The following is a 21276-nucleotide window of genomic DNA, read 5'->3' on the forward strand; positions in this document are numbered from 1 at the left end:
GGTAACGTTGGGCCCGGGTCAGCTGCCGGTAATGCGTAGTCATCTGCGCTTGAATCCTTTGGTGTGAGAGCCTGGATTCTACCGGTGGCTGGCCCTCTGCCTATCGTTTCAAGCGTTGCACTTATTCTATGAATTCAGGCAGTCATTCGGCCCGGCCTCATCAAGCAAAATATAACTCATTGTTATATATATAAATTAAACAGGTGCGAAGTCTCGTAGGGGCCGGAACCGTAGGATGGCGTTGAGCGTAGCGATACCCATCGAGCGATTTATACCTGTATCCGGATGTCGTGGCTGAACTCCGCGATGGGTTACGGCGCGTTTGTTCTGCTGCTGCAGGTCAATTTGCGGGCGCCTAACCTAGGCGGCCCCACCCATCCTACGGTCCTGATCCTTGAGCACCCCGTTTGCTGCGCGACTGCGCGGCGTCGTAGACGGGGCGACCCCGCTTATCCGAAGAGACGCTAACCCTATGTCGCGCATGTTCTCGCTCCTGGCAATACTTGCCGCCTTCTACGTGGCGATCTGTGTGGCGGTGTGGGTGTTTCAGCGCAGCCTCATCTACTTCCCGCAACCGCTTGCCATCAGCCACCCCAGCACACTGCTCAGGCTGGTGGTGGATGATGGCGAGGTGCTGGTCTCGGTTCGGCCGCACGCCGGTCCGAATGCCTTGATCTACTTCGGCGGCAATGCTGAGGATGTTTCGCTCAACCTGCCTGAGTTCGCTGAGGTGTTTCCCGAGCATGCGCTCTATCTGATGCACTACCGAGGTTATGGTGGCAGCTCCGGGTCGCCTTCCGAGGAGGCGATCCAGCGCGATGCCCTGGCCTTGTTCGACTGGGTGCATGCCATGCACCCGCGGACCGTGGTGATGGGCCGTAGCCTGGGTGCTGCGGTCGCCATTCGTCTGGCCAGTCAACGCCCAGCTTCGCGCCTGGTAATGATTACGCCGTTTGACAGCCTGCTGGCTTTTGCGGCGCGTCAGTTTCCCTACCTGCCGATCAAGTGGCTGCTCAAGGACAAGTTCGAGTCTTCGACCTATGCCGCACGTATCCAGGTGCCGACCCTGCTGGTCGTGGCCGAGCAGGATGAAATCATCTCGCGTGCCAGTAGCGAGGCGCTCTACCGGCATTTCGCGCCCGGCGTGGCCGCGCTCAAGGTGATCCCGGGCAAGGGCCACAACTCGATCTCCGAGAGCCCGGTGTACCTGGAGCTGCTCCGCGCCGCGCTGTGACCCCGTTTTGTAGCCCGGATGCAATCGGGGCTGGGCGCCTACATGTTTTAACGGTCTGCTGGTGATGGGTGAATAAAGCCTCAGAACAGGCCGAGCTGGCCACCGACCAGTTGGGTGAAGTCGTCACCGACAAACGGCAGGATGGCGTCTGCCACCGGCTGCAGTTGGCGGGTGAGGTAGTGGTCGTAGTCGATGGTCGTGCGCCGGGTTTCCAGCGGTTCGGGGCCGGCGAGGGTGATCACGTAGCTGATCCAGCCGCCGTTCTGGTACTGGCGCGGGCGGCCCTGTTGGTCGTTGTACTCATCGGCCATGCGCGCCGCACGCACATGTGGCGGCACGTTGCGCTGGTAGTCGTCCAGGCGGCGACGCAGGCGCTTGCGGTAGATCAGCAGTTCATCCAGTTCGCCGGCCAGGGTGCGGCGCACGTAGTCGCGGATATAGTCCTGGTACGGTTGGCGGTTGAAGATCAACAGGTACAGCTCACGCTGGAACTGCCGGGCCAGCGGCGACCAGTCGCTGCGCACCGTTTCCAGGCCTTTGAAGACCATCTCGCTGCTGCCGTCCACCGCCACGACCAGGCCAGCGTAGCGCTTCTTGCTGCCCTCTTCGGCGCCGCGGATGGTTGGCATCAAAAAGCGGCTGTAATGGGTCTCGAATTGCAGTTCCAGCGCGCTTTCCAGGTCGTATTCCTGACGCAGATGCTCGCGCCACCACTGATTGACGCGCTGCACCAGGGCGCGGCCGATCTGCGCCGCCTCGTCCTCGCCATGGGCGCGCCTGAGCCAGACGAACGTGGAGTCGGTGTCACCGTAGATCACCGCATGGCCTTCGGCCTCGATCAGCTCGCGGGTCCGGCGCATGATCTCGTGGCCGCGCAGGGTGATCGAGGACGCCAGGCGCGGGTCGAAGAAGCGGCAGCCGCTGGAGCCGAGCACACCATAGAAGGCGTTCATGATGATCTTCAGCGCCTGCGACAGTGGCGCGTTGTGCTCGCGCTTGGCCGTCTCGCGCCCCTGCCAGACGCTCTCGACGATGGCCGGCAGGCAATGCTGGGTGCGTGAGAAACGGGCGCCGCGAAAGCCCGGCACCGACGCGGTGTCTTCGGGATGGCGCATGCCTTCGATCAGCCCCAGCGGATCGATCAGGAAGGTGCGGATGATCGACGGGTACAGGCTCTTGTAGTCGAGCACCAGCACCGACTCGTACAGGCCGGGTTGCGACTCCATGACGAAACCGCCGGGGCTGGCTTCCGGTGGCCGCTCGCCGAGGTTCGGCGCGACAAAACCCTGGCGGTGCATCAGCGGCATGTACAGGTGGCAGAAGGCCGCGACCGAGCCGCCGCTGCGGTCGGCGGGCAGGCCGGTTACGGTGGCGCGTTCGAGCAGAAAAGTGAGGATCTCGGTCTTGGCGAAGATCCGCGTGACCAGCTCGCAGTCCTTGAGGTTGTAGCGCGCCAGGGCGGGCTTGTCCTCGGCGAACATGCGGTCGATCTCGTCCATGCGCTGGTAGGGCGTGGCGATGTCCTTGCCTTCGCCGAGCAGGGTCTGCGCGACGTTTTCCAGGCTGAACGAGGCGAAGCTCCAGGTCGCCGAACGTAGCGCCTCGATGCCATCGATGATCAGTCGTCCAGCGGCTTCGGCGAAAAAGTGATTGTTGCGGCTACCGTGCTCGCGCCAGCCCATGGCATCGCCGCCGCGGCCGAGTATCAGCGGCACCTGCAGGCGCTGGGCATGCTCGTGCAGTACGCGCAGGTCGAACTGCACCAGGTTCCAGCCGATGATCGCATCGGGGTCATGGGCGGCCAGCCACTGGTTGAGACGCTCCAGCAGCTGCTTGCGGCTGGCGCAGTACTCGAGGGCAAAGTCGCGCGGCGTGTCCACGCCATTGGCCGGCCCGAGCATGTACACCTGGCGCTGGCCACAGCCTTCCAGGGCGATGGAGTACAAATCACCCTGGGCGTTGGTTTCGATGTCCAGGGACGCCAGCCGCAAGCGCGGGCGATAGGCCGGCGCGGGCTTCATCTGCGCATCGAGCAGCATGCCGCTGGCGTCCGGCTTGCCACTGACGCACACCGGCGCGGTGATGAAGCGCTCCATCAGGTAGCGCTCCGGCGGACGGATATCGGCCTCGAACACCTCGACCCCGGCCTTGCGCAGCAGTTTTTCGATATTCATCAACTGGCGATGCTGGCGGCAATACAGGCCGAGCACCGGTCGATGCTGGAAGTCGCATAGATCCAGTGGGCGCAGCTCGACGTCACGCTCGCCGCGCAGCAGCGCCTCGGCCAGCGCGCGCTGTTCGGCAGGAATAAAGGCCACCGACGGCTGGCAAGGCAGGCGGATATGCAGCGGCCCCGCGTCGGTCGCCAGCCAGAATTCGACCTGGGTGCCGGCGGGCGTATCGCGCCAATGTCGGGTCAGGACGAAGCCCTGCTGTAAATCCACCGCTGCAACCTCAAGTGCTTGTTTCACGGCGCGATGCTACGTGGCATGGGCCGCGATTGCGCGGCCAGGGCAGCTAGGCGGGTTTTCCGCTAGTAACGGAGCAGGGCAGGGTTAAAACCGTCCAGAAGATGCGTCCATGTTGAGGAATGGCCAGGGTCAACACATATGCCTCCGTGCGCTCAGCCACTGCTGCTTTGCCCAGCGGCCCGCTAACCCGGCTGTGCGTCCTGCGTCCTGAGTGATTTCTTCAGGTAGTGACGTTGGTGGCCGGGCGGGCAGTCTTCGAGTATCCCCATCAGCTGATAGCCCTGTTTGTGGTAGAAGCCCGGCGCCTGGAAGCTGTAAGTATAAAGAAACACGCCCTGACAGCCGCGGCGCTGCGCCTCGTCCTCTGCTGCATGCAACAGCTGTGTACCCAGGCCATGGCTGCGCTGGTTGTCATCCAGCCACAGGTAATCAATGTACAGCCAGCCCATGCCTGAGTGGCCGAACAGGCCGCCCACTACCTGGCCGGCACTGTCGCGGGCATACAGCTGGAAGTCCTCATAGGCATAAGCGCCAATCTGTTCGACATTGAAGCGTTCAAGGCCCTGGCGCACCACGGCCATGGCCTGTGGGTCGGCACCCAGACTCAAGCGGTAAAGTGTGTCTGTCATGTGCTTTCCTGTGTGGGCACTTGCGGGGAAATAGCGGAGGAGTGGCCGCGCGGGGAGGGTAGCAACTCAAAACCTGCGCTCGACAACAATCACCCAGGAGCGTGTAGTTGGGTACGTCGAACAGGTCGTTGTATGCCGTGGCGCCGCTAGCAGGGTGCGCTGGCGTGAGAGGAAGGCGGCAGTCAAACCGCCTCCTGCTCAATCGGTGAATCTACTCGTCCATCTGCGATTGCAGGTAGTTCTGCAAGCCAATGGCTTCGATCAGGCTGAGCTGGGTTTCCAGCCAGTCGATATGCTCTTCTTCCGAGCAGAGGATGTCTTCCAGCAACTCACGGCTGGCGTAGTCGCCGATGCTCTCGCAGTAGGCGATCGCTGCCTTCAGGTCGATATGGGCTTTGTGCTCGATCTTCAGGTCGCACTCAAGTATTTCCTTGGTGTTTTCACCGATAAGCAGTTTGCCGAGGTCTTGCACGTTCGGCAGCCCTTCGAGGAAGAGGATGCGCTTGATCAGCTTGTCCGCGTGCTTCATCTCGTCGATGGATTCGTGGTACTCGTGCTCGCCAAGTTTTTTCAGGCCCCAGTCTTCGTACATCCGCGCATGCAGGAAGTACTGATTGATGGCGACCAACTCGTTACCGAGGACCTTGTTCAGATGCTGGATGACTTTCTTGTCGCCTTTCATGGTCTGAGCTGCCTTGCTGGGGAATTTGATTGGAAATTCTGAGCCGGCTACTACGGTCTGTCAAATCTAAGCATTTGAAATTTAGGCAGAAATAAATACTAGCAAGAATGATTTTGCTCCGTATTCAGAGTCTAAACGCTTGAATTTAAGGCATAAAAAAACCGAACACAGGGTCCGGTTTTTTGCATCGGTTAATTCAGGCTGCGACAAAACTTCCTGGATAAGCCGAGGCTGCCTGACTGCTCTGTACTTCGCCCAAGGTTTCGCGCACTACCTGTTTGGCCAGGCAGGCACACTTGCCGCATTGGCTGGCCACGCCGAGAGCGGCACGTACATCACGGTAGCTGCAGCAACCTTCAAAGATTGCGTCGCGGATCTGGTTGTCGGTGACACCTTCGCAGAGGCAGACATACATAGCGTAAGACCCGTCGCATGGCAGTAGTTGGTTGCGATTGATACTAATGCTAATGAGAATGCTTGTCAAAGCTATATTCTGAGAAGGTCTTCGCCGCTGTGTGCAGCAGACAAACGGTCGAGGTGGCGCCGCGTTCTTAGGTTTTGCCGTCGGCGTTATAGGCGTCTAGCACCCCACAAAAAAACCGGCCTGGGCCGGTTTTTTGTGAGCTGCTGTGGCTTTAGTTGTCGAAGTCTTGCCAGCCGCCCATTTCCTTCCAGCGGTTGACGATGCCGCAGAACAATTCGGCAGTTTTTTCGGTGTCGTAACGGGCCGAGTGGGCTTCCTTGCCGTCGAAGTCGATATCAGCGGCCTGGCAGGCTTTGGCCAGTACGGTCTGGCCGTAGGCAAGGCCGGCGAGGGTGGCGGTGTCGAAGCTGGAGAAAGGGTGAAAGGGGTTACGCTTGAGGTCGCAGCGCAGGACGGCGGCATTCAGAAAGCCGAGGTCGAAGCTGCTGTTGTGCCCCACCAGGATCGCCCGCTTGCAGCCATTGGATTTCAGCGACTTGCGCAAGCTGCGGAAAATCTCGGTCAGCGCATGCTCTTCGCTGACGGCCATGCGCAACGGGTGATCGAGTTTGATCCCGGTGAAGTCCAGGGCTGCCTGTTCGATATTGGCGCCAGCGAAAGGCTCGACGCGGAAAAACAGGGTGTGCTCGGGGTAGAGAAAGCCACTTTCATCCATGCCGATAGTGGTGGCGGCGATTTCTAGCAGGGCATCGGTGGCGCAATTGAAGCCGCCGGTTTCCACATCTACCACCACTGGCAGGTAGCCGCGAAAGCGCTCCGCCATCGGGTGACGCGAACCGCTACCTGTGTTCGGGTGGTCCAATTCAGTATCGTAGTGTTCGCCGCTCACACGTTGTCCTCCAGCAGGCGCCAGCGCAGGGTTTCACCAGCGCGCAGCGGGATTACGGTTTGATCGCCCAGCGGTAATTCACCAGGTACGACCCAGTCCTGACGAACCAGGGTGATGGTTTCGCTGTTGCGCGGCAGGCCATAGAAGTCCGGGCCATGCTGGCTGGCGAAGGCCTCGAGTTTGTCCAGGGCATTGCGCTGCTCGAATGCCTCGGCATACAGCTCCAAGGCTGCATAGGCGCTGTAGCAACCGGCGCAGCCGCAGGCAGCTTCCTTGGCATGCCGGGCATGCGGCGCCGAGTCGGTGCCGAGAAAGAACTTGGGATTGCCGCTGGTGGCCGCGTCGAGCAGGGCTTCCTGGTGCACGTTGCGCTTGAGAATCGGCAGGCAATAGAAGTGCGGGCGGATGCCGCCGACCAGCATGTGGTTACGGTTGTACAGCAAGTGGTGGGCGGTAATGGTCGCGCCTACATTGGCTGATGCCGCATTGACGAACTCGACCGCGTCACGGGTGGTGATGTGCTCGAATACCACCTTGAGGGTCGGAAAACGCTCGACCACCCGGCTCAGTTGTTCATCGATAAAGTACTTTTCGCGGTCGAATACATCGACCTCACTGCGGGTCACTTCACCGTGCACCAATAGCGGTAGGCCGATTTCGGCCATTACCTCAAGGGTCGGGAAGATCTTGTCGATGCTGGTCACGCCGGAGTCGGAGTTAGTGGTGGCGCCGGCCGGATAGAGCTTGGCTGCATAGACAAAGCCCGAGGCCTTGGCTGCGCGTACATCGTCCGGGCTGCTCAGGTCGGTGAGATAAAGCACCATCAAGGGCTCGAAGCGACTGCCAGCCGGGCGTGCGGCGAGAATCCGCTGGCGGTAGGCATCGGCTTCGCCGGTATTGCGTACCGGCGGCACCAGGTTGGGCATGATGATGGCGCGGGCAAAGGTCCGCGCCGCGTCGGCGACGGTGTGCGGCAGCAGATCGCCATCGCGCAGGTGAATATGCCAGTCGTCGGGACGCAGCAAAGTAAGGCGGTCGGTCATGGGTGTTTCCAGGCGGGCAAAACGTGCCGGGAATGCTACCGGAAAAGCCCTGTCAGGGCACGCCGAAAGCGGCGTGAGTGCGATCAGCTGTTGCGGCGAAAAACCGGGTCGCACAACAGTTCAAACGGCAATCCCGGCGTGCGGTCCGGCTTTGCTGGGTCTGCTGGCTCAATCAGCGGCTCAAGTTTTGCCCGGCGGCACCGATAGTCAGGGGGTACGTGGTATTTTTTGGAGTCTTCCGTGCGTCCGCCCTCACTCGCCCTCTTGTGCCTGCTGGCCAGTCAGCCAGTGCTAGCCATCACCTTCCAGACCCGTCTGGAGAAGGTCGAGTGGGCGGTCGCGGGTGACCAGTTCGAGTGCCGTTTGAGCCAGCCAGTCACCGACTTCGGCGCAGGAATATTCGTGCGCAGGGCTGGCGAACAGGCGACCTTCAACTTGCAGGTGCCTGAGCGTTGGCTGGGCAGCGGTTCGGCAACATTGCTGGCTGCTGCGGCGCCCTGGCAGCCGGGGCGTGGCGACATCAACCTGGGGTCAGTCAGGGTGGGCGACGGTGAGATGCCTTTCAGTAGCACGCAAGAGCAGGCCAGTCGTCTGCTCACCGGTCTGCTCGAAGGTCGTAGCCCGTTGATCCGCCACCGCACCCAGCATGCCGGCGACAGCCTCGAAGTGCGTTTGCTGCCGGTCAGGTTTCGCAAGGCCTACAATGAATATTTGGCCTGTACGGCCAAACTACTGCCGGTCAATTTTGAACAGATTCGCCAGTCCCAAGTCGGTTTCCCGGGTGGTGGCGTGGATCTGGCGCCGTTGGCCCAGGCCAAGCTGGACATCATCCTGAATTATCTCAAGGCCGACCCCAGCGTTAATCGCATCGAACTCGACGGGCATGCTGATAACAGCGGCAATCGCCTGACCAATCGCGATTTGTCGCGGCGCCGCGCCATGGCCGTGATGGAGTATCTGAAAGCCAATGGCGTGGCGGCCGAGCAGATCACGATGCGCTTTCATGGCGAGCGTTATCCGCTGGTGCCGAACAACAGTGAGGCCAATCGGGCGAAAAATCGCCGGGTGGGTATGTTGCTGGCGCGTGTCGCGGAAGCCTCTGAAACGCCTTGAACCATGCTGCAGCAGTGGCTGGAGTGGCGATTCGGTGGGGCAGGGCGTTGCCGCTTTGTCGTCACGGACTGTCGCAGTGCTGTAAATCATCTTGCGCGACCAGTAGAATCACGGGTTTTCCCGAACAACCCCGTGGAGTTGATTGGCATGGCCGACGTAAATAAGGTAGTCCTGGCATATTCCGGTGGCCTGGACACCTCCGTGATCCTCAAGTGGCTGCAAGACACCTATAACTGCGAAGTGGTGACCTTCACCGCCGATCTCGGTCAGGGTGAAGAAGTTGAACCGGCTCGCGCCAAGGCCAAGGCCATGGGCGTCAAGGAAATCTACATTGACGACCTGCGTGAAGAATTCGTCCGCGACTTCGTCTACCCGATGTTCCGTGCCAATACCGTCTACGAAGGCGAGTATCTGCTGGGCACCTCCATTGCGCGTCCGCTGATCGCCAAGCGCCTGATCGAAATCGCCAACGAAACCGGCGCCGATGCCATCTCCCATGGCGCCACCGGCAAGGGTAACGACCAGGTGCGTTTCGAACTGGGCGCTTACGCCCTCAAGCCAGGCGTTAAAGTCATCGCCCCGTGGCGCGAGTGGGACTTGCTGTCGCGCGAGAAGCTGATGGATTACGCCGAGAAGCACGCCATTCCGATCGAGCGTCACGGCAAGAAGAAGTCGCCGTACTCCATGGACGCCAACCTGCTGCACATCTCCTATGAAGGCGGCGTGCTGGAAGACACCTGGACCGAGCACGAAGAAGACATGTGGAAATGGACTGTCTCTCCCGAGGCGGCGCCGGACACTGCAACTTATATCGAGCTGACCTACCGTGCCGGCGACATTGTCGCCATCGACGGCAAGGACATGAGCCCGGCCACCGTACTGGCTGAGCTGAACCGCATCGGCGGCGAGAACGGCATCGGCCGACTGGATATCGTCGAAAACCGCTATGTCGGCATGAAGTCCCGTGGCTGCTACGAGACGCCCGGCGGCACCATCATGCTCAAGGGCCACCGCGCCATTGAGTCGATCACCTTGGACCGCGAAGTCGCTCACCTGAAAGACGAGCTGATGCCCAAGTACGCCAGCCTGATCTACAACGGCTTCTGGTGGAGCCCTGAGCGTCTGATGCTGCAACAGATGATCGATGCTTCCCAGGCCAACGTAAACGGCGTGGTCCGCATGAAGCTGTACAAAGGCAACGTGATCATCACCGGGCGCAAGTCTGACGATTCGTTGTTCGACGCCAATATCGCCACTTTCGAGGACGATGCCGGCGCGTACAACCAGGCGGACGCCGGTGGCTTTATCAAGCTCAATGCGTTGCGCATGCGCATCGCTGCGGGCAAAGGCCGCAAGCTGATCTGATAAGCTGATCGCCTTGTGTCTGACGAACCCCGGCCATAAGCCGGGGTTTTGCTTTCTAGAAGAGGAAAACCCGATGAGACTGCTGCATACCATGCTGCGAGTTGGCGATCTGGATAACTCCATTGCCTTCTATACCGACGTACTGGGTATGACCCTGTTGCGCCGCAAGGACTACCCGGACGGCCAGTTCACTCTGGCCTTCGTCGGTTACGGTGACGAGGCGCATAACAGCGTGATCGAACTGACCCACAACTGGGGCGTCAACAGCTACGAACTGGGCACCGGCTACGGCCATATCGCCCTGGAAGTGGCGGATGTCTACAAGGCCTGCGATGACATACGTGCCCGTGGCGGCAAGATCACCCGCGAGCCGGGGCCGATGCAGCACGGCACCAGTATCCTGGCCTTCGTCGAAGACCCGGATGGCTACAAGATCGAATTGCTGTCGCCGTCGCGTAAGGACTGAGGGTACGGTTCGCTGACTGCATGGGGCCAGGCGTCACCGTTGGCCCACGCAAAAACCGAAACCCATAGCCCAGATTGCATCTGGCTATAAACGAAAAGCCCCCGCAGATCTGCGAGGGCTTTTTCGTATCGGCTTAGGTTTACAGGTCGAAATCATATTCGGCCAGTTGTTTGTTCAATCGCCGCTCTTCGAGAAGATTGTCGATAACACGCCGTTTAGCCAGGTTGGTTTTGGCAACCTCAACAGGGGTATCACTATCGTCGGCATCTTCTGCGACAAATTCTTCGTCGAGCTCGAGGTTTTCTTTACCAGTGCTCATGTTTTTCACTCCAGGCTACCAAGGCCATTGGCGCACCTTATAACGGCAAAACACGGGCGGGTAAAAAAGTTTTTTTCAATCGATCAGATATAAAACTATTGAAAGCTCAATCATCGGAGGTTTTGTGCTTGTATTCGCACAGGTCTTCTACGCGGCAACTGCCGCAGCGCGGCTTGCGCGCCTGACACACATAACGGCCATGCAGTATCAGCCAGTGGTGTGAGTCGAGGAGAAATTCCTTGGGCACGAACTTCAGCAGCTTCTTCTCCACCTCGAGCACGTTCTTGCCAGGGGCAATGCCGGTGCGGTTGCTGACCCGGAAAATATGCGTGTCCACCGCCATGGTCAGCTGCCGAAAAGCGGTGTTGAGGACCACGTTGGCAGTCTTGCGGCCAACCCCGGGCAGGGCTTCGAGCTCTTCGCGGGTCTGCGGCACCTGGCTGCTGTGCTTCTCCACCAGGATGCGACAGGTCTCGATGACGTTCTTCGCCTTGGCGTTGAACAAGCCGATGGTCTTGATGTATTCGGATAATCCCGCCACGCCCAGGGCATAGATCGCTTGTGGCGTATTGGCCACCGGGTAAAGCTTTGCGGTGGCTTTGTTGACGCTAACGTCGGTGGCTTGGGCCGAGAGGATGACCGCGATCAGCAGCTCGAAGGGCGAGTTGTAGGCCAGTTCGGTTTTTGGCTCGGGGTTGTCTTCGTGCAAGCGTCGAAATATCTCGTGACGCTTTGCCGCGTTCACTCGATCACCCCGGTGACCCTGACCCGGCGGCTTTGTACTGGGATATCTGCCTGACGGGCCTTGGCGCGTTCGATCAGGATCTGGTCGATGCGGTTCTTTCCGGCAATCAGCAGGCCGAGCATGATGAAGGCCCCCGGCGGCAGAATCGCCAGGAGAAAGCCTTTGTAGTCGGCGAAAAGGGTCAACTGCCAGTCGGCGGCTACCGGGCCAAACAGCAGGTGCATGTTGGCAAATACCGCGCCGGTGCCGAACAACTCACGCAGCGCACCAATCATCACCAGAACCACGCCGAAACCAATGCCCATCATCAGGCCATCGTAGGCGGCCCGGCCTGGATCGTTCTTCGCGGCAAAGCCGTCGGCGCGGCCGAGGATCACGCAGTTGGTGGTGATCAACGGGATGAAGATGCCGAGGATCTGGTACAGCTCGTAGGTGAAGGCCTGCATCAAGAGTTCGATGCAGGTGGTCAGGGCGGCGATGATCATCACGAAGGCCGGCAGGCGCACGGCGGTGTTGACCACGCCGCGCACCAGCGACACGGCGGTGTTGGAGCAGATCAGTACCACCGCACTGGCCAGCGCCAGGCCGAGGGCGTTGACCGTGGAGTTGCTGACCCCGAGCAGCGGGCAAAGGCCGAGTAGCTGGACCAGCGCCGGGTTGTTCTTCCACAGGCCGTTAAGGGTGATATCACGGTAGCTGGGGCTGCTCATGGCGCGGTTCCTTGATCGTCAGGGCCGCTGCTGTCGCCCTCGCTGGCCGGCAGGGCGGGTGTATTGCGGATTGCCGCGTCGAGCAAGGCGCTATCGCTGTCCGCTGTCGCATTGCCGGCGACCAGCAGTTCGGCACGATGCTGATCAAAATACAGCAGCGCGTTATGCACCGCTTTGACCACTGCGCGTGGGGTGATGGTGGCACCGGCGAATTGATCGAACTCACCGCGATCCTTTTTCACCGCCCAACCAGTTTCACTCGGGTTGTTCAGCGACTTGCCGATGAAACTCTGGATCCAGCTGCTTTTGCTCACTTCGATCTTGTCGCCCAGGCCGGGTGTTTCGCGGTGGTTGAGCACGCGCACGCCGGCCAGTCGGCCATCGGCTTGAATGCCGACCAGCAGGCGGATCGCGCCGCTGTAACCATCCGGCGCCGTGGCCTGGAGGATCACCGCGTTAGGCTGGCCATCCTTCATCGCGATGTACGCGGGTTGCGGGCTGCGGCTGCCAAGCAGGGCGTCATGCACCTGGATACTGTTATCCAGTAGATGGTTGTCATAGCTGCCGGGCGGCAGGATCTCGCCCAGCGCGCGTACCTGAGCATCGCGCGCGGAGGCCTCGATCCGCGTGGCGGTGGCTTGCTGGATCAGCGTCACCAGGCCGACCGTGACGATGGCAAAGAGGCCGAGTACCAGGCTGTTTTTCAGCATCGAACGGCTGATTTCCGGGAGCATGTTCATTCGCCCAACTTGAAGCCGCGAGTCGGCTTGCGATGACCGTAGGTGCGCGGTCTTGTGTAGTAATCGATGGTCGGAGCCGCCAGGTTCATCAGCAGCACGGCGAAGGCCACGGCATCCGGGTAGCCGCCCCAGGCGCGGATCACATAGACCAGCACGCCGACGCCGGCACCGAAAATCAGCCGGCCACGATTACTGGTGGCGCCGGATACCGGATCGGTAACGATGAAGAAAGCGCCAAGCATGGTCGCGCCGGTGAGCAGGTGAAACAGCGGCGAGCCGTTGGAATCCGAGCCCGAACCATTCCAGAACAGCAGGCTCATGATTGCCAGGGCGGCGAGCATGCCTACGGGTGCGTGCCAGGTGAACAGGCGCTTGTAGAGCAAATAGAGACCGCCGGCGAGGAAAGCCAGATTGACCGCCTCAACCGCATTGCCGCCGAAGCGGCCAAAGGCTGGGTTCTGTGCCCAGAGTTCGTCCATGGTCAGGCTTTTATTGATCTTGAGAGCATCCAGCGCAGTAGCCTGGGTCCAGCCATCGGGCAGGGCGGCCAAACCAAAAATATGCTGCAGACCGTCGAGTAGGCCGATCGTGTGCGGCGCTGGCCAGCTGGTCATTTCCACCGGGAAGGAGATCAGCACCACTACATAACCGAGCATCGCCGGGTTGAACGGGTTCTGCCCCAGGCCGCCGTACAGTTGCTTGCCGAACACGATGGCGAAGCCGGTGGCGATCAGGGTCAGCCACCAGGGCGAATAGGCTGGCAGGGCCAGGGCCAGCAGTACTGCAGTGACCAGGGCGCTGTAGTCATTGAGGAAGAAGCCCAGGGGGCGTTGGCGCAGGGCCAGGATCGCCGCTTCGAAGCCCAGGGCGCAGACGCTGGCCCAGAGCAGGTTGATCAGGGTGCCGGCACCGAACAGCCAGGTCAGCGCCAAGATGCCCGGCGCGGTGGCCAGCAGTACCTGCAGCATCACCTGCTGGGTGCGATTGCTGCCCTTGGCGTGGGGCGATGTGATACGGGGCAGGGCCATTGGCTCTCCGGTTGGTGACTTATGCAGGCTGCGCGGTGCGCGGCCTTGACTGCTGTTCAGAATCGTAGCCCGGAGCCACTATTGGGCATTTTTAGTGGGTAGTCTCAAGGCCACCCACCCTTGTTGCATCCGGGCTTCAGGGTGTTGGTGAGCCTGCGTGTTGCTGTAATTGTTGTTCGGCTTGCGCCAGGCGTTGACGGGCTGTAGCCAGGGCATCGGTGGCACTGCTCGGGTCACGCTCCAGCTTGCGCAGGTCTGCGCGGGCGAAGGCCACCTCGGTTTTCAGCGCGCGGGTGGCGTCGTCGATCGGCTGTTTGTCAGTGCGTACCAGCGTGGGCGCAGGCGTGCTGGTCGTCGCCTCGGCTGTGTGCAGCGCCTGTTCGGCCTGGCTCAACGCATCGCGCAGACGACCCAGTTCGGCGTCATCACTGCCGGCCTTTTCGGCTTTTTTCAACGCGGCGCGCTGCATTGCCAGTTCGATCTTGGCTTTCTTCAGGGCACTGTCGTCGACCGGCGGCGTTGCCGGTGGCGCGGCCTGGCTTTGCAGGCTGGTCAGGACCTTTTCGGCCTCTTCGAGCTGCTGGCGTAGGCGCGCCAGTTCGGCCTGTTGATCGTCGTCCGGGGTTTCGAGTTTCTCCAGCTTGCGCAACTGGGCGCGGAGCATGGCGGCGTCGATCTTGGCCTTCTTCAGGGCGCCGTCATCGGCCGGCTGCGTTGCCGGTGGCGTGGCCTGGCTTTGCAGGCTGGTCAGAACCTTTTCGGCCTCTTCGAGCTGTTGACGCAGGCGGGCTAATTCGGCCTGTTGATCGTCGTCCGGGGTTTCGAGCTTCTCCAGCTTGCGCAACTGGGCGCGGAGCATGGCGGCGTCGATCTTGGCCTTCTTCAGGACGCCGTCATCGAGCGCAGGCGCTGTTGCTGCTGCGACAGGCGGGCTGTGCACCATCGCGGCGCCCAGGGCCTGCTGTGCGGCTGTGGCGGCGCTGCGCAGCTGGTCTACTTGTGCCTGCAGTTCAGGCGTGGCGTGCGTCGCCAGTTGTTTCTCTGCCTTCTTCTGCGCGACCTGGGCCATGCTGGCTTCGATCTTGAGTTTTTTCAGTTCATCGCCGACGCCGGCTGGTGCGCCAGCATCAGTGCTCGCCGGTGCTTCGGCTTGAGCTGCCTTGACGCGGGCGGCTTTCTCGGCGCGGGCCTTGCGCTCGATTTCTTTCTGTTCTTCAGCGCGGCGCAGGCGTTCCTGGCGCAGCTCGAAGCGTTGCTTGGACTGTTCGGCCTTGAGCTGCTTCTGTTCCAGATCGCGAATTTCGCCTTTGGCCGCGCGGTAGTACTGCACCAGCGGGATGCTCGACGGGCAGACATAGGCGCAGGCGCCGCATTCGATGCAGTCGAACAGGTTGTGCGCCTTGAGTTGCTCGTGTTCCTGGCCGATGGCGAAGAAATGCAGTTGCTGCGGCAGCAGGCTGGCCGGGCAGACTTCGGCACACTCGCCGCAGCGGATGCACGGCATGGCCGGCGGCGGCGGTGGCAATTCGGCGCTGGTCGCGGCGAGCAGGCAGTTGGTGGTCTTGATCAGTGGCACGTCGAAGTCGGGCAGGGTAAAGCCCATCATCGGGCCGCCCATGATCAAACGGTTGAGCTTGCTGCGGTCGAGGCCGGCAAACTCAAGCAGTTCGCCCACTGGGGTGCCGAGCAGCACCTCGACGTTCATCGGCCGCGCCAGGGCTTCGCCGGTGAGGGTGGTGATGCGCGAGATCAGCGGTTTGCCGAGGACCACCGCATCATGGATGGCTTTGCAGGTGCCGACGTTTTGGCAGAGGATGCCGATATCCGCCGGCAGGCCACCGCTGGGGACTTCGACACCGGTGAGAATCTGGATCAGTTGTTTCTCGCCGCCCGAGGGGTATTTGGTCGGGAACACCCGCAGTTGATAGCTGCGGTCATGCAGGGCTGAGCGCAGCGCCGCTATGGCCTCGGGTTTGTTGTCTTCGACGCCGATCAGTACCTGGTCGGGCTGGATCAGCTGGGCGAGGATGTCGATGCCGGAGATCAGTTGCTCGGTCCGCTCGCGCATCAACAGGTCGTCGGCGGTGATGTAGGGCTCGCACTCGGTGCCGTTGATCACCAGCGTATGAATCTTCTGGGTTGGCCGGGCGTTGAGCTTGACCGCTGTAGGGAAGCCAGCGCCACCCATGCCGCTGATCCCGGCCTGGCGAATAATCGCCAGCAGGCTGTTGTTTTCCAAATGGCGGTAGTCAGGGCGGGGCGTCAGGGCGCACCACTGGTCCAGGCCGTCGCTGTCGATGACGATGGCCTGGGCGAGCATGCCGGATACATGCGGGTAGGGTTGCGGCCCGATGAAGCTGATGGTGCCTGATGTTGGCGCGTGCAGCGGTACGCTGACAAAGCCATTGGCCGTGGCGATCAGTTGGCCCTTGAGTACCCGTTGTCCCAGGCTAACCAGTGGCTCGGCTGGAGCGCCGATGTGCTGGTTGAGCGGCAGCACCAGGCGCTTGGGCAGTGGCGCCAGCTGGATCGAGGTGCGATTGGAGAGGTGCTTGCGTTCCGGCGGATGAATGCCGCCGGGGATCTCCCACGCCAGAGGTTGCATTGCGCTCATGCTGCCTGCTCCCGATCACTGGCGATCAATTGGCCCGGTGACAGGGGCTTGCTCCACTTCCAGCTTTGCACGCTGCTGCCCAGCGGGATCATGTCGATGCAGTCCACCGGGCAGGGTTCGACGCAGAGGTCGCAGCCGGTGCATTCGGAGACAATCACCGTGTGCATCTGCTTGGCCGCGCCGACAATGGCGTCCACTGGGCAGGCCTGAATGCATTTGGTGCAGCCGATGCACTCGGCTTCGCGGATGTAGGCGACCATTTGTGGTTTCTCGCCTTCCACCGCATCCAGCGGTTCGATTTCGACATCCAACAGGTCGGCCAATGCCTGGATGGTCGCTTCGCCGCCAGGCGGGCATTTGTTTATCTTGTCGCCGCCGGCAATCGCCTCGGCGTAAGGCTTGCAGCCGGGATAGCCGCACTGGCCGCACTGAGTCTGCGGCAGCAGGGCGTTGATCTGTTCGGCAATCGGGTTACCTTCGACCTTGAAGCGCACCGCGGCAAAACCGAGGATGGCGCCGGCCACCAGGCACAACCCGAGCAAGGCGAGAATCGCGCTGAGTACCAGGCTCATAGCTTGATCAGTCCGGTAAAGCCCATGAACGCCAGCGACATCAACCCGGCGGTGATCATGCCGATGGCGGCGCCCTGGAAGGATTTAGGCACGTCGGCGATGGCAATACGCTCACGCATGGCGGCGAATAGCACCAGCACCAGAGAAAAACCGAGGCCGGCGGCAAAGCCGTTGGCGGTAGCCGTGATAAAGGAGAACTCGGCCTTGTTGGCATTCAGCAGGGCCACGCCGAGAACGATGCAGTTGGTGGTGATCAGCGGCAGGAAAATGCCGAGCACGCGGTACAGCAGCGGGCTGGTCTTGTTCACCACCATTTCGGTGAACTGCACCACCACGGCGATCACCAGAATAAAACTGATCGTGCGCAGGAACTCGATATCCAGCGGCTTGAGCACGTACTGCTGAACCAGGTAGCTGCACATGGCCGCCAGGGTCAGAACGAAGGTGGTGGCCAGGGACAGGCCAATGGCCGTCTCGATTTTCTTCGACACACCCATGAACGGGCACAGGCCGAGGAATTGCACCAGCACGAAGTTATTGACCAGGATGGCGCTGACCATGATCAAGGCGAGTTCGGTCATTGCGGGTTCCGTTGGTGGACAGGCAAGGCCGTGGGGAAAGGGGCTTCTATTATCGGCAAGCCGGTCAGGCCACACAAGCCAGATAACTGTTCCTGAGTGGCCGGCATAAGGCTGGCGCAGCGTATTGGGGCACGCTGCGCCAATCCGCCGCAGTTGCTTACTTGACCCGCTGGCCCGGCTTGGCGCCGCTGTCCGGACTAAGCAGGTAGATTTCCTCACCGCCGGGGCCTGCAGCCAGGACCATGCCTTCGCTGATACCGAACTTCATCTTGCGTGCGGCCAGGTTGGCCACGTACAGGGTCAGGCGGCCTTCCAGCTTACTTGGGTCCGGATAGGCGCTCTTGATCCCGCTGAACACGTTGCGCTTGGCATCGCCAATATCCAGGGTCAGGCGCAGCAGCTTGTCGGCACCTTCGACGAATTCGCATTTCTCGATCAGGGCAATACGCAGGTCCACTGCGGCGAAGGCGTCGAAATTGATCTCTGCGGCCAGCGGATCTTTTGTCAGTTCGCCATTGCCGGCTGCTGCTGGGGCGGCACCGCTGGCGGCCAGGTCTTCTTTGGAGGCTTCGATCATGGCGTCGATTTTCGCAGGTTCGATTCGGGTCAGCAGGGCGCTGAACGGGTTCAGTTGATGGTTGGCCAGCAGGTTCTGGTGGTCGTCCCAAGTCAGCGGCGCGACATTGAGAAAGGCCTCGGCATCGGTAGCCAGTTTAGGCAGTACCGGCTTGAGGAAAATCAGCAGCTGGCGGAACAGGTTGATGCCCAGGGCGCAGATGGCCTGCACCTCGTCCTGCTTGCCGTCCTGTTTGGCCAGGGCCCAGGGCGCCTTGTCGGCGATCCAGGCGTTGGCGCGGTCGGCCAGGCCCATGATTTCGCGCATGGCGCGGGCAAAGTCACGGGCCTCGTAGGCCTCGGCGATGCTCGGGGCTGCGGCCTGGAAGGCGTCGGTCAGTTCGGGTGCGGCATTGCCGGCAACCAGCACGCCGGCATTACCCTTGTGGATAAAGCCCGCGCAACGACTAGCAATATTGACGACTTTGCCGACCAGATCCGAATTGACCTTCTGCACGAAGTCTTCGAGGTTGAGGTCGAGGTCTTCAATGCCGCGGCCCAGTTTGGCTGCGTAGTAATAACGCAGGTATTCCGGGTTGAGGTGATCCAGGTAGGTGCGCGCCTTGATGAAGGTGCCGCGCGACTTTGACATCTTCTGCCCGTTGACGGTCAGGTAGCCATGCACAGCGACCGCAGTCGGCTTGCGGAAACCTGCGCCTTCGAGCATGGCCGGCCAGAACAGGGCGTGGAAGTTGACGATGTCCTTGCCGATGAAGTGATACAGCTCGGCCGTCGAGTTCTTGCCCCAGAAGGCATCAAAATCCAGCTCGGGAGTGCGTGCGCAGAGGTTCTTGAAGCTGGCCATGTAGCCGACGGGTGCGTCTAGCCACACGTAGAAGTACTTGCCCGGCTCGTCAGGGATCTCGAAGCCGAAGTAGGGCGCATCGCGACTGATGTCCCATTCCTGCAGGCCGGAATCTAGCCATTCGGCGATCTTGTTGGCCACCGCGTCCTGCAAGGCGCCGCCTCGGGTCCAGCTTTTCAGCATGGCGTCGAAGTCTGGCAGTTTGAAGAAGAAGTGCTTGGAGTCGCGCAACTCCGGCACCGCACCGGAGATGGCAGAGCGCGGGTTCTTCAGTTCGGTGGGCTCATAGGTGGCGCCGCACTTCTCGCAGTTGTCGCCATACTGGTCTTCAGCGCCGCATTTCGGGCAGGTGCCCTTGATGAAGCGGTCGGCGAGGAACATGCCCTTTTCCGGGTCGAAGTACTGGGTTACCGAGCGCGTGGCGATATGCCCGGCGTCGCGCAGCTTCAGGTAGATCGCTGCGGATAACTCGCGGTTCTCTTCGGAGTGGGTCGAGTGGTAGTTGTCGAAGTCCACCATGAAGTCAGCGAAGTCAGCCGTGTGTTCAGCCTTGACGTTGGCGATCAACTGTTCCGGAGTAATGCCTTCTTTCTCGGCGCGCAGCATGATCGCCGAGCCGTGGGCGTCGTCGGCGCAGACGTAGATGGCCTGGTTGCCGCGCAGTTTCTGGAAGCGCACCCACATATCGGTCTGGATGTACTCGAGCATATGGCCGAGGTGGATCGAGCCGTTGGCATAGGGCAGGGCGCTGGTAACGAGAATTTTGCGGGCTTCGCTCATGGGGATCGGCTGCACTGGTAACTCAGGGAAGCCGGCAACTATATAGGTGCGGGGAATTTTTTTCATCCTCGCGCAGGCAAACCCTGTCGTCGATAGTGTCTCGGGATACCTGCCAACTGCTCGATTGTGAGTAGGCTTGCGCCTATAGCTGTTGCCCTGGGGTAATATGTCCGCCTGATTTACTCAGTCTTTCGGAGTCCTCCATGAGTGTTGTTACCCGCGCGGCGGTCGAAGCCGCATTGTCCCAATACATCGATCCCCATCTTAATCAGGATCCGGTCAGTGCTGGCTGTGTGCGTGAGGTAGACATCCAGGGTGGCAAGGTTGGTGTGCGGCTGCAGTTGGGTTACGCCGCCGGTTTGTTCAAAAGCGGCTGGGCGCAGATGCTGCAGATGGCCCTGGAAGGCCTCGATGGCGTCGACAGTGCGCAGGTCCAAGTCGATTGCGTGATCGAGGCGCACAAGGCGCAAACCCAGGTGCCGGCCTTGGCCAATGTGAAGAATGTGATCGCCGTGGCCTCAGGCAAGGGCGGTGTGGGCAAGTCCACCACCGCCGCCAACCTGGCGCTGGCGTTGATGCGTGAGGGCGCCAAGGTCGGCATTCTCGATGCGGACATTTACGGTCCGAGTCAGGGCATCATGTTCGGTATCGCCGAGGGTACGCGGCCTGAAATCAAGGATCAGAAATGGTTCGTGCCGCTCAAAGCCCATGGTATCGAAGTGATGTCGATGGCTTTTCTGACCGACGAAAATACCCCAGTGGTATGGCGCGGGCCGATGGTCTCTGGTGCGTTGATCCAGCTAATCACCCAGACCGCCTGGAATGACTTGGATTATCTGGTGGTCGACATGCCGCCAGGCACTGGCGACATCCAGTTGACTCTGGCGCAGAAGGTGCCGGTGTCCGGTGCGGTAATCGTCACCACGCCGCAGGACCTGGCATTGCTGGATGCGAAGAAGGGCGTAGAGATGTTCCGCAAGGTGAATATCCCGGTGCTCGGTGTGGTGGAAAATATGGCAGTGCATATTTGCTCGAACTGCGGGCATGCCGAGCATCTGTTCGGTGAGGGTGGTGGCGAGAAGCTGGCCGCGCAGTTCGATGTCGACCTGTTGGCGTCTTTGCCGTTGTCGATGGCCATTCGCATGCAATCCGACGGCGGCAAGCCGGCCACTATCGCCGACCCGGAAAGCCAGATCGCCATGATTTATCAGGAGATTGCCCGTAACGTTGGCGCGCGCATCGCCCAGGGTGATCGACAGCAGGCGATGCCAAGCATCATGGTCAGCGATGACTGAGAGTTTGTGAAAAACGCTCGCCTACTGCGACTGCCTGCTGGTGTCCGCAGCGGGCGTAGCCTCTACAAATTGGTGCGGCACCAATCCGGCGGGCTCGCAGCGTAGCGAAAACCCGCCAGCTTTGTGCCGTGCCGATGAACCATGGTGCACTGCCTG

General features: G+C 61.0%; 20 protein-coding genes. 5 read left to right on the forward strand and 15 right to left on the reverse strand.

The window, feature by feature from the left end; translation table 11 throughout:
* The first annotated feature begins 472 nt into the window (after positions 1 to 472).
* Positions 473 to 1234 carry an alpha/beta hydrolase gene (locus Q8K09_RS17725; RefSeq protein WP_305256304.1) on the forward strand — a complete coding sequence of 254 codons (762 nt, stop codon included), beginning with the start codon at positions 473 to 475 and terminating at the stop codon, positions 1232 to 1234.
* Between the two features lie 80 nt (positions 1235 to 1314).
* Here Q8K09_RS17725 and Q8K09_RS17730 read toward each other — a convergent pair whose 3' ends face one another.
* From Q8K09_RS17730 to pyrC, 6 genes are all read right to left on the reverse strand, one after another.
* On the reverse strand, positions 1315 to 3678 hold the full coding sequence (locus Q8K09_RS17730; protein ID WP_305256371.1) for a DNA polymerase II: 2364 nt from the start codon (positions 3676 to 3678) through the stop codon (positions 1315 to 1317).
* Between the two features lie 209 nt (positions 3679 to 3887).
* The gene (locus tag Q8K09_RS17735; protein WP_305256305.1) at positions 3888 to 4334 is read right to left on the reverse strand and encodes a GNAT family N-acetyltransferase; all 447 of its coding nucleotides are present in this window, start codon (positions 4332 to 4334) and stop codon (positions 3888 to 3890) included.
* Between the two features lie 211 nt (positions 4335 to 4545).
* Positions 4546 to 5016: a bacterioferritin gene (gene bfr, locus Q8K09_RS17740; RefSeq protein ID WP_305256306.1), complete on the reverse strand. Its 471-nt coding sequence runs from the start codon at positions 5014 to 5016 to the stop codon at positions 4546 to 4548.
* A gap of 196 nt (positions 5017 to 5212) precedes the next feature.
* Entirely contained in the window at positions 5213 to 5431 is a 219-nt protein-coding gene (locus tag Q8K09_RS17745; protein WP_305256307.1) for a bacterioferritin-associated ferredoxin, read from the reverse strand.
* Positions 5432 to 5651: 220 nt separating this feature from the next.
* On the reverse strand, positions 5652 to 6263 hold the full coding sequence (gene rnt, locus Q8K09_RS17750; RefSeq protein WP_370869565.1) for a ribonuclease T: 612 nt from the start codon (positions 6261 to 6263) through the stop codon (positions 5652 to 5654).
* A gap of 62 nt (positions 6264 to 6325) precedes the next feature.
* On the reverse strand, positions 6326 to 7372 hold the full coding sequence (gene pyrC, locus Q8K09_RS17755; protein WP_305256309.1) for a dihydroorotase: 1047 nt from the start codon (positions 7370 to 7372) through the stop codon (positions 6326 to 6328).
* Between the two features lie 240 nt (positions 7373 to 7612).
* Between pyrC and Q8K09_RS17760 the strand changes: the two genes are divergently transcribed.
* The 3 genes from Q8K09_RS17760 to gloA all read left to right on the forward strand — a co-directional run bounded on the left by Q8K09_RS17760 (position 7613) and on the right by gloA (position 10316).
* Positions 7613 to 8485, forward strand: a complete 873-nt coding sequence (locus tag Q8K09_RS17760) for an OmpA family protein (protein WP_305256310.1) — start codon at positions 7613 to 7615, stop codon at positions 8483 to 8485.
* Between the two features lie 147 nt (positions 8486 to 8632).
* A complete protein-coding gene (locus Q8K09_RS17765; RefSeq protein WP_305256311.1) occupies positions 8633 to 9850 on the forward strand; it encodes an argininosuccinate synthase in 1218 nt (405 codons plus the stop codon).
* A gap of 73 nt (positions 9851 to 9923) precedes the next feature.
* Positions 9924 to 10316, forward strand: a complete 393-nt coding sequence (gene gloA / locus Q8K09_RS17770) for a lactoylglutathione lyase (protein WP_305256312.1) — start codon at positions 9924 to 9926, stop codon at positions 10314 to 10316.
* 139 nt (positions 10317 to 10455) lie between these two features.
* On the opposite strand, the gene Q8K09_RS17775 is transcribed toward gloA, so the two are convergent.
* The 9 genes from Q8K09_RS17775 to metG all read right to left on the reverse strand — a co-directional run bounded on the left by Q8K09_RS17775 (position 10456) and on the right by metG (position 19825).
* Positions 10456 to 10635 carry a PA3496 family putative envelope integrity protein gene (locus Q8K09_RS17775; RefSeq protein ID WP_305256313.1) on the reverse strand — a complete coding sequence of 60 codons (180 nt, stop codon included), beginning with the start codon at positions 10633 to 10635 and terminating at the stop codon, positions 10456 to 10458.
* Positions 10636 to 10741: 106 nt separating this feature from the next.
* Positions 10742 to 11380 carry an endonuclease III gene (gene nth, locus Q8K09_RS17780; RefSeq protein WP_305256314.1) on the reverse strand — a complete coding sequence of 213 codons (639 nt, stop codon included), beginning with the start codon at positions 11378 to 11380 and terminating at the stop codon, positions 10742 to 10744.
* Positions 11377 to 12090, reverse strand: coding sequence for an electron transport complex subunit E (locus Q8K09_RS17785; RefSeq protein ID WP_305256315.1), 714 nt, complete (start codon positions 12088 to 12090; stop codon positions 11377 to 11379). The genes nth and Q8K09_RS17785 overlap by 4 nt, the downstream gene beginning before the upstream one ends.
* Positions 12087 to 12800 carry an electron transport complex subunit RsxG gene (gene rsxG, locus Q8K09_RS17790; RefSeq protein WP_370869566.1) on the reverse strand — a complete coding sequence of 238 codons (714 nt, stop codon included), beginning with the start codon at positions 12798 to 12800 and terminating at the stop codon, positions 12087 to 12089. Before rsxG ends, Q8K09_RS17785 begins: the two co-directional genes overlap by 4 nt.
* A 26-nt stretch (positions 12801 to 12826) precedes the next feature.
* Positions 12827 to 13858 carry an RnfABCDGE type electron transport complex subunit D gene (locus tag Q8K09_RS17795; RefSeq protein WP_305256316.1) on the reverse strand — a complete coding sequence of 344 codons (1032 nt, stop codon included), beginning with the start codon at positions 13856 to 13858 and terminating at the stop codon, positions 12827 to 12829.
* A 136-nt stretch (positions 13859 to 13994) separates the two neighbouring features.
* Positions 13995 to 16472 (reverse strand): electron transport complex subunit RsxC, encoded by a 2478-nt coding sequence (gene rsxC, locus Q8K09_RS17800; RefSeq protein ID WP_305256317.1) that lies wholly within the window; start codon positions 16470 to 16472, stop codon positions 13995 to 13997.
* Entirely contained in the window at positions 16469 to 17044 is a 576-nt protein-coding gene (rsxB, locus tag Q8K09_RS17805) for an electron transport complex subunit RsxB (protein ID WP_305256318.1), read from the reverse strand. Before rsxB ends, rsxC begins: the two co-directional genes overlap by 4 nt.
* Positions 17041 to 17625: an electron transport complex subunit RsxA gene (gene rsxA, locus Q8K09_RS17810; protein WP_305256319.1), complete on the reverse strand. Its 585-nt coding sequence runs from the start codon at positions 17623 to 17625 to the stop codon at positions 17041 to 17043. Before rsxA ends, rsxB begins: the two co-directional genes overlap by 4 nt.
* 157 nt (positions 17626 to 17782) lie before the next feature.
* A complete protein-coding gene (gene metG / locus Q8K09_RS17815) occupies positions 17783 to 19825 on the reverse strand; it encodes a methionine--tRNA ligase (RefSeq protein WP_305256373.1) in 2043 nt (680 codons plus the stop codon).
* Between the two features lie 203 nt (positions 19826 to 20028).
* On the opposite strand from metG, the gene apbC reads away from it, so the two are divergent.
* Positions 20029 to 21120 (forward strand): iron-sulfur cluster carrier protein ApbC, encoded by a 1092-nt coding sequence (gene apbC / locus Q8K09_RS17820; protein ID WP_305256320.1) that lies wholly within the window; start codon positions 20029 to 20031, stop codon positions 21118 to 21120.
* The last annotated feature ends 156 nt before the right edge of the window (positions 21121 to 21276 follow it).

Origin of the sequence: Pseudomonas sp. (assembly GCF_030683065.1) — a bacterium.
GTDB lineage: Bacteria > Pseudomonadota > Gammaproteobacteria > Pseudomonadales > Pseudomonadaceae > Aquipseudomonas.